At 69.7% G+C, this 13,226-nt stretch carries 14 protein-coding genes; 6 read left to right on the top strand and 8 right to left on the bottom strand.

Going from position 1 to position 13,226, the window contains the following annotated elements; all coding sequences use genetic code 11:
- Positions 1-26 precede the first annotated feature (26 nt).
- Positions 27-386, top strand: a complete 360-nt coding sequence (locus tag ACQEVG_RS12190; RefSeq protein ID WP_432981286.1) for a hypothetical protein — start codon at positions 27-29, stop codon at positions 384-386.
- 2 nt (positions 387-388) lie between these two features.
- A complete protein-coding gene (locus tag ACQEVG_RS12185; protein ID WP_432981283.1) occupies positions 389-853 on the top strand; it encodes a hypothetical protein in 465 nt (154 codons plus the stop codon).
- On the opposite strand, the gene ACQEVG_RS12180 is transcribed toward ACQEVG_RS12185, so the two are convergent.
- The 3 genes from ACQEVG_RS12180 to ACQEVG_RS12170 form a co-directional block, all read right to left on the bottom strand.
- Positions 850-1,353 carry a GNAT family N-acetyltransferase gene (locus ACQEVG_RS12180; protein ID WP_432981280.1) on the bottom strand — a complete coding sequence of 168 codons (504 nt, stop codon included), beginning with the start codon at positions 1,351-1,353 and terminating at the stop codon, positions 850-852. The genes ACQEVG_RS12185 and ACQEVG_RS12180 overlap by 4 nt on opposite strands.
- Positions 1,354-1,389: 36 nt before the next feature.
- The gene (locus tag ACQEVG_RS12175; RefSeq protein WP_432981277.1) at positions 1,390-1,941 is read right to left on the bottom strand and encodes an RNA polymerase sigma factor; all 552 of its coding nucleotides are present in this window, start codon (positions 1,939-1,941) and stop codon (positions 1,390-1,392) included.
- A gap of 84 nt (positions 1,942-2,025) precedes the next feature.
- Positions 2,026-3,180, bottom strand: coding sequence for a glycerophosphodiester phosphodiesterase (locus ACQEVG_RS12170; protein WP_432981274.1), 1,155 nt, complete (start codon positions 3,178-3,180; stop codon positions 2,026-2,028).
- Between the two features lie 289 nt (positions 3,181-3,469).
- Between ACQEVG_RS12170 and ACQEVG_RS12165 the strand changes: the two genes are divergently transcribed.
- On the top strand, positions 3,470-4,090 hold the full coding sequence (locus ACQEVG_RS12165) for a lysophospholipid acyltransferase family protein (protein WP_432981271.1): 621 nt from the start codon (positions 3,470-3,472) through the stop codon (positions 4,088-4,090).
- Between the two features lie 155 nt (positions 4,091-4,245).
- Here ACQEVG_RS12165 and ACQEVG_RS12160 read toward each other — a convergent pair whose 3' ends face one another.
- The 5 genes from ACQEVG_RS12160 to ACQEVG_RS12140 all read right to left on the bottom strand — a co-directional run bounded on the left by ACQEVG_RS12160 (position 4,246) and on the right by ACQEVG_RS12140 (position 10,220).
- The gene (locus tag ACQEVG_RS12160; RefSeq protein WP_432981268.1) at positions 4,246-5,793 is read right to left on the bottom strand and encodes an MFS transporter; all 1,548 of its coding nucleotides are present in this window, start codon (positions 5,791-5,793) and stop codon (positions 4,246-4,248) included.
- Complete coding sequence (locus ACQEVG_RS12155; protein WP_432981265.1) at positions 5,790-6,341, bottom strand: TetR/AcrR family transcriptional regulator; 552 nt, start codon at positions 6,339-6,341, stop codon at positions 5,790-5,792. The genes ACQEVG_RS12160 and ACQEVG_RS12155 overlap by 4 nt, the downstream gene beginning before the upstream one ends.
- Before the next feature lie 137 nt (positions 6,342-6,478).
- The gene (locus ACQEVG_RS12150; RefSeq protein WP_432981262.1) at positions 6,479-7,312 is read right to left on the bottom strand and encodes an alpha/beta fold hydrolase; all 834 of its coding nucleotides are present in this window, start codon (positions 7,310-7,312) and stop codon (positions 6,479-6,481) included.
- A 172-nt stretch (positions 7,313-7,484) separates the two neighbouring features.
- Entirely contained in the window at positions 7,485-8,912 is a 1,428-nt protein-coding gene (gene argH, locus ACQEVG_RS12145; protein WP_432981259.1) for an argininosuccinate lyase, read from the bottom strand.
- A gap of 114 nt (positions 8,913-9,026) precedes the next feature.
- On the bottom strand, positions 9,027-10,220 hold the full coding sequence (locus ACQEVG_RS12140; RefSeq protein ID WP_432981256.1) for an argininosuccinate synthase: 1,194 nt from the start codon (positions 10,218-10,220) through the stop codon (positions 9,027-9,029).
- Between the two features lie 126 nt (positions 10,221-10,346).
- On the opposite strand from ACQEVG_RS12140, the gene ACQEVG_RS12135 reads away from it, so the two are divergent.
- The 3 genes from ACQEVG_RS12135 to ACQEVG_RS12125 all read left to right on the top strand — a co-directional run bounded on the left by ACQEVG_RS12135 (position 10,347) and on the right by ACQEVG_RS12125 (position 13,200).
- On the top strand, positions 10,347-10,934 hold the full coding sequence (locus ACQEVG_RS12135) for a pyridoxamine 5'-phosphate oxidase family protein (RefSeq protein ID WP_432981253.1): 588 nt from the start codon (positions 10,347-10,349) through the stop codon (positions 10,932-10,934).
- A gap of 83 nt (positions 10,935-11,017) precedes the next feature.
- A complete protein-coding gene (locus tag ACQEVG_RS12130; RefSeq protein ID WP_432981250.1) occupies positions 11,018-11,722 on the top strand; it encodes a L,D-transpeptidase family protein in 705 nt (234 codons plus the stop codon).
- A gap of 110 nt (positions 11,723-11,832) precedes the next feature.
- Positions 11,833-13,200, top strand: a complete 1,368-nt coding sequence (locus tag ACQEVG_RS12125; RefSeq protein WP_432985300.1) for a ferredoxin reductase family protein — start codon at positions 11,833-11,835, stop codon at positions 13,198-13,200.
- Positions 13,201-13,226 lie beyond the last annotated feature (26 nt).

Here is a 13,226-nt window from a genome sequence, read left to right as displayed (position 1 = left end):
TTTTGGCCCGTAATAGTCTCGGGGCCATGCTTGACGCCCTGACGGTCGCGGTCGCCGTGACCGCGCTCGCCCTCGCCCTCTGGTGCGGCTTCGCCGCCTACCGTGACCAGCCCACCAAGGACTGGCACTTCATCGGCATGGCCGTGGTGTCGGTGCTGGCGCTGGCTCAGCTGGTGGTCGGGCTCGTGCAGCTGGTGCGCGGCGAGAAGGCGCACGAGGGCACCGCGATCTTCATCGCATATCTGATCGGCTCGTTCGCCGCGGTCCCCGCCGCCGGTTTTCTGTCGCTGGGCGAGCGGACCCGCTGGGGATCGGCGACGGTCGCGGCGGGCGCCGTGGTGCTCGCCGTGCTCGAAGTACGGCTCTACGACATCTGGGGAGGCTGACGATGGCCGAGCCCGCCACCGCGGCGAAGCAGCAGCGGACCAAGCTCGTCAAGGGGCCGGGGCTGCTGCTGGTCTGGCTGTACGGAGTGATGTCGGTGGGCGCTGTTTCGCGCTCGGTCTACCAGATCCTGACCGACTACGGCTCGGCGCCGCTGGCCCATACGCTCTCCGCCGTCGCGGCCGTCGTCTACGCGTTCATCACGTACACCCTTGTGCGCGGCGGTGAAAAGGCCCGCAGGGCGGCGCTGGTGTGCTGCGCCGCCGAGCTCGCGGGCGTACTGATCGTCGGGACCTGGACGGTCCTCGAGCCGTCCGCGTTCCCGGACTCGACGGTCTGGTCGGGATACGGGATGGGCTACATCTTCATCCCGGTGCTGCTGCCGATCACTGGAATGCTCTGGCTGCGCCGGTCACGTACGAACGTGGCGCAGCCCGCGGTCGACCAGGGCGGCCCGGACAGGGCCTAGGCACTGGCCACGTACGCGCCCGCCGCCGCCTCCTTCTCCAGCGTGACCAGGGTCAGCCGCGGGCCGACCTGCTCGCTGGACACCTGCACATAGCCGCGGCTGCGGTACAGGCGCAGATTGCCCTCGCTGCGATGGCCCGTGAAGAGCTGGAACCGCTTGGCCGACGGCTCGCCCGCGAAGCGCTCCTCGATCGCGTCGAGCAGCCGACCACCCAGGCCGTGGCCCTGCATCCGCGGATGCACGATCAGCTTGGAGATCCGCGCCGTGCCCCCCGCGTCGACTCTGCCGCGTACGGAGGCGACGACCTCGCCGCCGAGCCGGGCCACCAGGGCGTGACCTTGCGCTATTTCGGCCTTCAGATCGTCCAGTGACTGGGTGAGTGGCTCCATTCCGTAGTCGCCGTAGAGCTCGGCCTCGCTCTGGAAGCACAGGTACTGCAACTTGAGGATGTGCTCCGCGTCCTGTGCCCCTGCCGCTGAGATGGTCACGCTCATGCCCATGTGCGCATGCCTCCCGCTCACCTGTCCGCCGGTTGTCTATCGCTCCTTTCCCCCGTGTTCAGGAGCCGCAACCTCTGCCGCCAGCATTCTGCGCAGGCATCCCAGGCAACGGGAACGCATCGGCCCCAGACTGCCCTGTGAGATTCCCAACTTCCCTGCGATTTCCCGGTAGGTCGGGTCGTCCGGGGACAACATCGCAGCCAGCAGCCGGGGGCAGTTCCCCGGGGTGCGGGCGACGGCGGCCCGCAGGGTGCGGCGGCGTTCCGATCTCAGTGCGGCCCGTTCGGGGCTGCCCGCGGGGTCCGCGGAGGGTTCGGGGCCGTACGGGAGTTCCCTGGCCGCCGTCCGCCGGGCGCGGCGCGCTTCGGCGCGCACGGCCCGCTTGACCCACCGGGCGGCGTCGGGCGGCGGGCCGTACTCGTCGAGCCGTTCCAGAAGCCGTACCCAGACGGCCTGTTCGAGGTCGCCCGCCTCCATCGCGGCGGCCGGGGCCTCGGCCGTCGCCTCGGCGCTCACCAACGGGCGCAGCGCGCTGACCACATGGGCGGGGCCGGCCAGCTGGGCGGAGGGGTCTTCGAGAAGCGTCATGCCCGGCGGGACGTGCCGTCGCGCGGCGGTGGTTGCCCCGCGACGGCACAGTCACCCTTACGGGCGGATCGGCCTCGTGTGCTGTCAGCCGCGGAAGTCGGCGGCGGCCAGCAGCCCGGTGTCTGAGTTGTCGGTGAAGATGCCGTCGATGCCGGTCTCGAAGTAGACCTTGAACGCGCCGAAGGCGTCGCCGTACGCGTTCGGGTCACCGCCGCGCCGGAAGTCGGCGGGCAGGAAGGTGTTCTCGTTCCGCATCGTGTACGGGTGCAGGATCAGGCCCTGCGCATGCGCGTCCCGCACCAGCGTCGTCGGCGTGCCGAGCTTGCCGCTCGCGTCCTTCGGGATGATCAGGTCGAGCGTCGGGCCGATGCCCTTCGCGTACGACGCGATCCACTTCAGACCCTCGGGCTTGACGAGATCGGCGACCGTGCGCGGGTCGCCCGCCTCGGTGAAGTCCCAGGGCCGCGAGCCCGCGCCGGAGAGCAGCACCACGCCGGGCGGGTCCACAAGATCGGCCAGCCGCTGGATGCTGCTCGGCTCGAACGACTGCAGGAAGACGGCGGAGTCGGCGCGGTGGCGTCCGTAGCGGCGCAGCAGCTTGGCGAGGCGCTCCTCGAGACCGAGGCCGAGCGCGCGGAAGTACGAGGGGTGCTTGGTCTCGACATGCAGCCAGACGGGACGGCCGCGCCTGCGGCCCTCCTTCTCGGCCCAGCGCAGTACTTCCTCGAAGGAGGGGACCGTCCAGCGGCCGTCGTAGAGGGTGTTCTCCTGACGGTTGGCCGGGATCCGTTCCTTGGCGCGCAGCGTCTTCAGCTCGGCGAGCGTGAAGTCCTCGGTGAACCAGCCGGTGAGGCTGACGCCGTCGACGGTCTTGGTGGTCTTGCGGGAGGCGAACTCCGGGAGGGCCGCGACATCCGTCGTGCCCGTGATGTCGTTCTCGTGACGGCATACGAGATGGCCGTCCTTGGTGGGCACCAGGTCCTGCTCGATGACGTGCGCGCCCATGTCGAGGGCCAACTGGTAGGAGCCGAGGGTGTGCTCGGGCCGGTAGCCGCTGGCGCCGCGGTGGGCGATGACCGTCGGGGTCGGCAGATCCCGGTACGAGCCGTGGCCGCCGTGGCGTTCGGCGGCTGCGGCCGGCGCCGCGCTCGTGCCGCCGACGCCGAGGGCCGCCGTGCCGAGCACCGCCGCGCCCAGTACCGTCCGACGCCCCGGACGTTTGTTCGCACCCTGTGTCATCGCGGTTCCTCCGTGTGATGTCCCGCACCTGTCAAGCGACGCCCGATCGTAGGCAGATCCCCCTTACCTGCGGCAGACCCTGGGCGAACGCGGCGAAAACACACGTCAACACTGCGTATCCGCTCCGTGAACCCGATGTGCGATCAGGTGTGACCCGCGAGTATCGTCCTCACCTGCAGAGACTTCGCCGCCGCTACTGTCCGCCCCCACGACCCCGTTCATGACACCGGAGGACCCGTTGTCCCGCTTGTCGCTCATCAAGGCCGTGCTAGGACCGATCCTGCGCCTGATGTTCCGTCCCCGTGTGGAGGGCGCCGGGAACATTCCCGGAACGGGTCCGGTGATCCTCGCCGGAAACCATCTGACGTTCATCGACTCGATGATCCTCCCGCTGGTCTGCGACCGTCCGGTCCACTTCATCGGCAAGGACGAGTACGTCACGGGCAAGGGCATCAAGGGCCGGGCGATGGCCTGGTTCTTCACCGGCTCCGGAATGATCCCGGTGGACCGCGACGGCGCGAACGGCGGGGTGGCGGCGCTGATGACGGGCCGCCGGGTGCTGGAGGAGGGCAGGATCTTCGGCATCTACCCGGAGGGCACACGCTCCCCCGACGGCCGCCTGTACCGGGGGCGTACGGGCATCGCCCGGCTGACCCTGATGACGGGCGCGCCGGTGGTCCCGTTCGCGGTGATCGGCACGGACAAGCTCCAGCCGGGCGGCGCGGGTCTGCCGCGCCCGGGCCGGGTGACGATCCGCTTCGGCGAGCCGATGGAGTTCTCGCGCTACGACGGTATGGACCGGGACCGCTATGTGCTGCGGGCGGTGACGGACTCGGTGATGACCGAGGTGATGGAGCTGTCGGGGCAGGAGTACGTGGACATGTACGCCACCAAGGCGAAGGCGGCCTGACAGCCGCGGGGGCGACTTGAAGGGCGGGCCCCGACCGGGGCCCGCCCTTTGTTGTGCGGTACGGACGCGGCGCACGCGAGGCAGGAGGCGACCGGCACACACGCCTGGCCGCGCGGACCGGCATCCGCCGCGGGGCGCAAAGGCGCCTCAGGGCATCACGGGTGTTCGAGGCCCTCCTCCAGACGCTGGCCCCGCAGCAGGAACCACGCCGCCGCCGCGGTCGCCAGCAGCACCGCCGCGCCGACCCCGGCCGCGAGCCGCAGTCCGTCCGTGAACGCCTCCTGCGCGGCGGCGATCAGATCCGCGCCCCGCTGCTGCGGCAGCGTCGCCGCCGCCTCGACCGCGCCGCCCAGCGACTCATGGGCCGCGGACGCCGTACCGGCAGGGACACCCGCCGGCGTCGCGAACCCGCGGTACACGCCGGTGACGATGGACCCGAGCACCGCGATGCCGAGCGCCGCGCCCAGTTCGTACGCCGTCTCCGAGACCGCGGACGCCGCGCCCGCCTGCTCCTTCGGCACGCTGGACAGAATGACGTCCGCGGTGACGGTGAAGGAGAATCCCGCGCCGACGCCGACGACCAGCAGGGCCGCTCCGAGCAGCGGATAGCCGGTGGACTGGCTGACCAGGGTCAGTGCGGCGAGGGCGAGGCCCACGGCGGCGAGGCCTCCGGCCACCACGGACCGTACGGAGAACCGGCGTGCCACCGTACCGGCGGCCAGACCCGTCGCCACCGCGCCGATCGCGGCGGGCAGTTCGGCCAGACCGGCCTCGAACGGCTCCCGTCCCTGGACCAGTTGCAGGAACTGGGAGAGGAAGAAGACCAGGCCGGACAGGCCGAGGATGGTGAGCAGATCGGCGAGCACGGCGCCGGAGAACCCACGGTGCCGGAACAGCCGCATGTCCAGCAGCGGTACCGGCAGCGTCAACTGCCTGCGTACGAAGCCGTGGAGCGCGCCGAAACCGATCATCGCAGCGCCGGCGGCCTCCCAGCTCGCGCCGTGCGTCGCCGCCTCCTTGACGGCGTAGACCACGCCGACCATGCCGATGAGGGACAGTACGACGCTGTTCAGGTCCCAGGGCCCGGCCACCGGATTCTTCGACTCGGGCAGCAGCTTGACGCCGACCAGCACCAGGACGGCCATCACCGGCAGGTTGATCAGGAAGACCGAGCCCCACCAGAAGTGTTCGAGCAGGAAGCCGCCGACGACCGGCCCGACGGCCGCTCCGGCCGAGGCCATCGCACCCCAGATGCCGATGGCGACGCTGCGCTCCTTGGGGTCGTGGAAGATATTGCGGATCAGGGCGAGGGTGGACGGCATCAGGGTCGCGCCGGCGACGCCGAGGAGCGCCCTGGCGAGAATCATCATCTCGGGGCTGGTGGCGTACGCGTTGAGGACGGAGACCGCGCCGAACGCGACCGCGCCGAGCAGCAGCAGCTTCTTGCGGCCTATTCGGTCGCCGAGGCTGCCCATGGAGACGAGCAGGCCCGCGATGACGAATGAGTAGACGTCACCGATCCACAGCAGCTGGGTGCCCGAGGGTTTGAGGTCCTCGCTGAGGAAAGGGGTCGCGAGCCCGAGGACGGTGGCGTCGACGGCCACCAGCAGGACGGCCAGGACGAGTACCGCGAGCGCGAGCCAGCGCCCGGGACGGTACAGGGTTTCGTCCGTCCCGCTCGTGCGCTGGACGGTGCTGCTCATTTCTCCACACTCCGTTGTGCTCCGCCGAGCAGCAGCTCGGCGATCATGTACTGGAAGTCGTTCTTGGCGACCCGGCCGTCCATGACGGCCCAGGCGCAGGTGCCGATGAGCCCGTAGAGAGCCTCGGTCAGCCATGCGGGCGAAAGGTCGATTCGGAACTCGCCCTGTTCCTGGCCACGCCGGAAGAGCGCGGACACCCGGGCGTCGAGCCCGGCCCAGCCCTCGTTGACCTGGTCGCCCTCGAAGAGCTGGTTCTCGGTGACGAGAAAGGCGAGCAGATCGGCGGCCGGCTGCATCTCCGCGATGAGCCGCCGCAGCGCGTCACCGGCCCCGCCCTCGTCGAGCCGCGCCCGGTCGAGGGCGCGCTGGAACTCCTGAATGCCGAGCTGCTCCAGCGCCCTGACGAGCACGTCACGCCCGGCGAAGTGCCGGTGCAGCGTGGCTCGTCCGATCCCGGCGGCGCGCGCGACCTCGTCCATGGTAGCGGTCGACTTGCGGGCGAGGAGGGCGGCGGCGGTGTGGAGCACCTGTTCACGATCCATGGCCATGAGACGACCGTACCTCAGATGAGACATGCTTGTCTCACTCGGGGTATGAATGTCTCATGGCTGGTACCGGACGCAGCAAGAAGCCGCCTGACCGGCCAATGGGCTCCTCCGGTCAGACGGCTGAAGTCGGCGCGGGATCAGCCGACGGGCAGGCAGTCGGGCCGGAAGCCCGGGTCGGCGGGACCGGACCGCGCCAGGGCGTTCAGCACCCACTGGGCGACGACCAGATCCTTGGGGGCCTGGTCGTGCTCCGAAGTGTTGAGGGGACAGGCGTCCTGGAGCAGCACATTGGTGACGTAGCGGCCAGAACCCTTGAGATAGGAGCTTGTGTACGGAACCACGACCTCGTCGTACCGAGTGGCGATCTGCGTGTAGTCGGGGCCGGCCGGCGCCTCAGGGTCGGCGTTGAGCTTCGTCAGCAGCTCGGATCCGGCCGTCTGGTCCACACAGGCAGGGCAGACGGTGGCACCGGCAGCGAGCGCCAGCGGGTTGCTGGTGCCGTGATTGGACGGCACGATGCCCACCAGGTCGTCCACCTTCGTCGCGCCACCGAGGAACTTCACGTAGTAGCGCGGCATCATGCCGCCCTGGCTGTGGCCGACGAGGTCGACCTTCTTGGCACCCGTTCTGCTGCGTACGGTGTCGACGAAGTCGCGCAACCGCGCCGCCGAGTCGGGGATCGGGGCGGTGGCCGCCTCGCCGTAGTCGAACGCGAAGACGCAGTAGCCCTCGGCGGCCAGGCTCGGCGACAGCGTGGCCCAGTTCTCCGCCATCGTCTTGAAGGTGCCGTTGACCAGGACGACGGGCTGCGGGTGCGCCAGGTCCGGCTTGCAGGACCAGTCGTTCGCGCCGGGTGGGGCGACGGCAGGCGCCGCGGCCGATGCGGTTCCGGAGGCGGCGAGCCCCGCCGCTCCGAGTACAGCCACCGCGGCGGCCGAGATCAACGGGCGGATGAGGTTGCGTAGACGCATGGCGTGGGTGCCTTTCCGTGCACCGGTCGCGACGCGGGTGTTCGGCAATGCCGACCGGGATACGGAATATTCGCTTCCACATTACTGACGCGTCAAGACATGCGTCGTCGGAAAATGTCACACCGGCCAGGGCGTATGCCCTGGCCGGTGCGTTTGCGGCTCGGCTCGACCGTCAGCGCTTGGCGTCCGCCCACGTCCGCTGCACGGCCAGGTCGGCTTTCACCTCGGCGAGTTGGACGGCCACCGCCGAGGGCGCCGTGCCACCGCGACCGTTCCGCGAGGCCAGCGCGCCGGGCACATTGAGGACCGAACGGACATCTGGCGTCAGATAGGACGAAATCTTGGCGAATTGCGCGTCCGTCAGCTCGTCGAGCTCGATGCCCTGCTGCTCGCAGACCTTGACGCACTCACCCGCGACCTCGTGCGCCACCCGGAACGGCACGCCCTGCTTGACCAGCCACTCGGCGATGTCCGTCGCCAGCGAGAAACCGGCCGGGGCCAGCTCCTCCATCCGTTCGCGGTTGACCGTGAGCGTCGCCATCATGCCCGTGAACGCCGGGAGCAGGACTTCCAGCTGATCGCAGGAGTCGAAGACCGGCTCCTTGTCCTCCTGGAGGTCGCGGTTGTACGCGAGGGGCAGGGCCTTCAGGGTGGCGAGCAGCCCGGTGAGGTTGCCGATCAGGCGGCCCGATTTGCCGCGCGCCAGTTCCGCGATGTCCGGGTTCTTCTTCTGCGGCATGATCGACGAGCCCGTCGAGAACGCATCGTGCAGGGTCACGAAGGAGAACTCCTTCGTGTTCCAGATGATGACCTCCTCCGCGATCCGGGAGAGATTCACGCCGATCATCGCGGTGATGAAGGCGAACTCCGCGACGAAGTCACGGGAGGCCGTGCCGTCGATGGAGTTGCCGACGCTGCCGTGCTCGAAGCCCAGGTCCGCCGCGACCGCCTCCGGGTCGAGTCCGAGCGAGGATCCCGCCAGCGCGCCCGAGCCGTACGGGGAGACCGCGGTCCGCGAGTCCCACTGACGCAGCCGCTCCGCGTCCCGCGACAGTGACTGGACATGGGCCAGCACATGGTGGGCGAAGAGCACCGGCTGTGCGTGCTGGAGGTGAGTACGGCCCGGCATCGCCACGTCCGGGTGCGCCTCGGCGAGGCCCACCAGCGCTTCCTGGAGCTCGGCGATCAGGCCGCCGATGATCCGCGCGTGGTCCCGCAGATACATCCGGAAGAGCGTCGCGACCTGGTCGTTGCGCGAGCGTCCCGCCCGCAGCTTGCCGCCGAGGTCGGGGCCCAGCCGCTCCAGCAGACCCCGCTCCAGCGCGGTGTGCACATCCTCGTCGGCGATCGTGCCGACGAACTCTCCGGACGCCACATCCGCTTCGAGCCGGTCGAGCCCCGCCAGCATGCGCTCCAGCTCGTCGGCGGTCAGCAGCCCGGCCTTGTGCAGCACGCGCGCGTGGGCACGCGAACCGGCGATGTCGTACGGCGCGAGCCGCCAGTCGAAGTGCACCGAGGCGGACAGCTTGGCCAGCGCCTCGGCCGGACCGTCGGCGAACCGGCCGCCCCAGAGCCGTACGTCACCGTTGTTGCTGCTCACAGCTGAAGCTCCTCAAGAGGGTGGTTGTGCGACCGCCTCCCCTCCCCCTGGGCCTGGCGGGCCCGGGGGACCCCCGGCAGAGGTACGGGGAGGCGGCTTCGTACGCGTATGGAATCAGGCCAGGTCGCGCCGTGCGGCGATCTTCGACGACAGCGCGAAGATGTCGATGAAGCCCTGCGCCTTCGACTGGTCGAACGTGTCGCCCGAGTCGTACGTGGCGAGGTTGAAGTCGTACAGCGACTCGTCCGACCTCCGGCCGGTGACGACGGCGCGGCCGCCGTGCAGGGTCATCCGGATGTCACCCGTGACGTGCTGGTTGGCCTCGTTGATGAAGCCGTCCAGGGCCCGCTTGAGCGGCGAGAACCACAGGCCGTCGTAGACCAGCTCGCTCCACCGCTGCCCGACCTGCCGCTTGTACCGCGCCAGCTCGCGCTCGACCGTGACGTTCTCCAGCTCCTGGTGGGCGGTGATCAGCGCGATCGCGCCCGGTGCCTCGTAGACCTCACGGGACTTGATGCCGACAAGACGGTCCTCGACCATGTCGATCCGGCCGATGCCCTGCGCGCCGGCCCGCTCGTTGAGCTGCTGGATCGCCTGCAGAACGGAGACGGGCTTGCCGTCGATGGCGACCGGGACGCCCTCCTTGAAGGAGATGACGACCTCGTCGGGCTCGCGCGGCAGGGCCGGGTTCGAGGTGTACTCGTAGATGTCCTCGATCGGCGCGTTCCAGATGTCCTCCAGGAAACCGGTCTCGACGGCCCGGCCGAAGACGTTCTGGTCGATGGAGTACGGCGACTTCTTGGTGGTCGCGATCGGGAGCTGCTTCTCCTCGCAGAAGGCGATCGCCTTGTCCCGGGTCATCGCGTAGTCACGGACCGGGGCGATGCACTTCAGGTCGGGCGCGAGGGCGACGATGCCCGCCTCGAACCGCACCTGGTCGTTGCCCTTGCCGGTGCAGCCGTGGGCGACCGTGGTCGCGCCGTGCTTCTTGGCGGCGGCGACGAGGTGCTTGACGATCGTCGGCCGGGAGAGCGCGGAGACCAGCGGGTAGCGGTCCATGTAGAGAGCGTTGGCCTTGATCGCCGGGAGGCAGTACTCGTCGGCGAACTCGTCCTTCGCGTCCGCGACCTCGGCCTCGACCGCACCGCAGGCGAGCGCGCGCTTGCGGATGACGTCCAGGTCCTCGCCGCCCTGGCCGACGTCCACGGCAACGGCGATGACCTCGGCGCCCGTCTCCTCGGCGATCCAGCCGATGGCGACGGAGGTGTCCAGACCGCCCGAGTAGGCGAGTACGACGCGCTCGGTCACGGGTTTCTCCTTACGGTGCATTCGGTGGTGAGTATAACTATGCAGACCTCCGTATGTTTTGTCAATGCGGTCCGGAAGCCCGAGACGGCCGGACACGGTGATCGATCACCGCGGACAATCACCCTCATGGGACAGCGCTATGAACGAATAGAAGGCCGGATCCGCAACTTCATCGAGCAGCAGCCCGTGTTCTTCACGGCCACCGCCCCGCTCACCGGGGACGGCCACATCAACCTCTCCCCCAAGGGCCGCAGCGGCACCCTCGTCGTCATCGACGAGCTGACCCTCGCCTATCTCGACTTCGGCGGCAGCGGCGCCGAGACCATCGCCCATCTGCGCGAGGAGACGAACGGACGCATCACTCTGATGTGGTGCGCCTTCGCCGGCCCGCCCAAGGTTCTGCGGGTGCACGGAAGCGGCGAGGCGATCTTCCGGGACGACCCGCGCTGGGCGGAGTTCATCACACACTTCACGGACGTCGACGGGCCGAGCGCCCGCGCGATCATCGTCATCCACGCCCAGCGCATCAGCGACGCCTGCGGATTCGCCGTGCCCTTCATGGAGTACCAGGAGGAGCGCACCCAGCACGCGGAGCACTTCGGCCGTAAGTCGGAGGAGGAGTTCGCCGCGTACTGCGAGAACAAGGAGCACGTCGGAGTGAGCCTGGACGGGCTGCCGGCGCTGCCGCTGCCCCTCCCGCAACGGACCGACTGACGCTCACGCGTCCGATGCGGCCGATGCGCGTACGGCTCAGTTCGGACAGCGCACCGGCCGCGGCCCGCGTACGGTCGTGAACCATGCGCCCACGTCTCGCGCTTGGCCCGGTCCTGCTCCTGCTCACCGCCGGTACGGTCGCGGTACCCACCCGCGCGGCCCCGCTCCCCGAGCGGATGGCCGACACCGGCGGCGGCAGCCAGCTGATCACCGCCGAGGCCGCGGGCGCCCGCTCCACCACCGGGAAGGTGACCTGGTGGGACCGCCGCTCCGACGGACGGTGGGTGGCGGCGGGCTCGGCCACGGCCCGGTTCGGGGCGAAGGGCCTGGTCGAGGGCGCAGGCCGCAAGCAGAGCACCTTCACCACACCGACCGGCCTGTACGACCTTCCGTACGCCTTCGGGATCAAGGCCGCGCCGGCCGGCACCGACTACGCCTATCGCCGGGTGACGAACAGGTCCTGGTGGTGCCAGGACGACCAGTCACTCGCGTACAACCGCTGGGTGGAGGGCCTGCCGAGGGACTGCCGGGCCGGTGAGTCCGAGCATCTGGACACGTACGCCACGCAGTACGCCCATGCCATGGTCATCGGCTTCAACTACGCGCGCCCGGTGCGCGGGCGCGGCGCCGGGATCTTTCTGCATGTCAACGGGCGTGGCGCGACGGCCGGTTGTGTGTCGGTGCCGGACGCGGCGATGCGCCGAATCCTGGCCTGGGCCGACCGGCACCGCGACCCGCACATCGCCATCGGCACCGCTTCGGGGCCCATGGCCCTCACGCGTTACTGACCGGGCAGCCGACTCACAGATTGCACAAGCGTCCCTCGAATTGAACTCCAGGCGCCTCGTTTGCGTATCCCCGTACGCGAATGAGGCACAGCCGAGGAGCAGTCGTGGCGATGTTGCAGAGCGGTCGGGCCGCGAGACGCCAGACCATGCGGGCGATCCGCCCCCGGCGCGACCCGGCGGTGGCGCTGCTGGCCGTCGCCTGGGCGGGGGCGGTGGCCGTGCTGTCCCTGTGGTGGCAGAACACGGCAGTGGTGCACATGACCACCGCCGAGTGGCTGATCGGTGCGGGCAGGATCACCGGTCTGCTGGGCGGATACATGATCGCGCTGGTGGTGCTGCTGATGGCACGTGTCCCGGCGCTGGAACGGCGGGTGGGTTCCGACCGGGTGACCCGCTGGCACGCGATGAGCGGCCGCTACGCGATCAGTCTGGTCGTCGCGCATGTCGTGCTGACCGTCTGGGGCTACGCCGTCCAGGCCCGTACCGGCCTCGTGGAGCAGACCGTCACCGTCGTCGTCGACTTCCCCGAAATGATCAATGCGGCAATCGGCACCGGACTCCTGCTGCTCATCGGCTTTGTCTCGGCCGGGGTCGTGCGCCGCCGGATGTCCTACGAGGCGTGGTACTACCTGCACCTGCTCACCTATGTCGCGGTGTATCTGACCTTCTGGCACCAGCTGGCGACCGGTGCCGAGTTCGTGGCGAACCCGACGGTGCGCACGGTCTGGTACGTGCTGTACGGAGCGGTCGGAGCGCTGCTGCTCTGGTACCGCGTCCTGTCGCCGGTCCGGCTCAACCTCTGGCACCGGATGCGGGTCGAGGAGACCGTGGACGAGGCGCCCGGTGTGGTCTCCGTACTGATCACCGGACGACGGCTGCACCGGCTCGGCGCCGAGGCGGGTCAGTTCTTCCGCTGGCGGTTCCTCACCAAGGGCCTGCGCTGGAGCGCCAATCCGTACTCGCTCTCCGCCCCGCCCCGCCCCACTCTGATGCGTATCACCGTCAAGGCGGTCGGCAAGCACAGCACGGCCCTCTCCCGGCTGGAGCCGGGGACGCGGGTCTGGGCGGAGGGCCCGTACGGAGCCATGACCGCCGGCCGCCGGAGCCGCAACAAGGTGCTGCTGATCGCGGGCGGCGCCGGAATCACCCCGCTGCGGGCGCTGTTCGAGACACTGCCCGGCGGCCCGGGCGACCTGACGCTGCTCTACCGGGCCAGCAACAAGCAGGATCTGGCGCTCTGGAGCGAGCTGCAACAGATCGCTGAGCGCCGGGACGCACAGCTGATGTACGCGGTGAACGGTCCCGACGGGGCACGGCCCGAGATCACCGCCAAGCGGCTCAAGGAAGTACTGCCCGACATCGACGCGCATGACGTCTATCTCTGCGGGCCGCCCGGCCTCGCCGAGGAGTCGTACCAGGCACTGCGCGAAGCAGGAGTGCCGCCCCGCCGGATCCACCACGAGTCCTTCGAGATGTGAGGCCGTCCTTGAAGAGGAAACATCCG

It is taken from the genome of Streptomyces sp. CA-135486 (genome assembly GCF_050936555.1).
In the GTDB taxonomy this organism is placed as follows: domain Bacteria; phylum Actinomycetota; class Actinomycetes; order Streptomycetales; family Streptomycetaceae; genus Streptomyces.
This window is presented reverse-complemented; position numbering and strand designations above follow the sequence as displayed.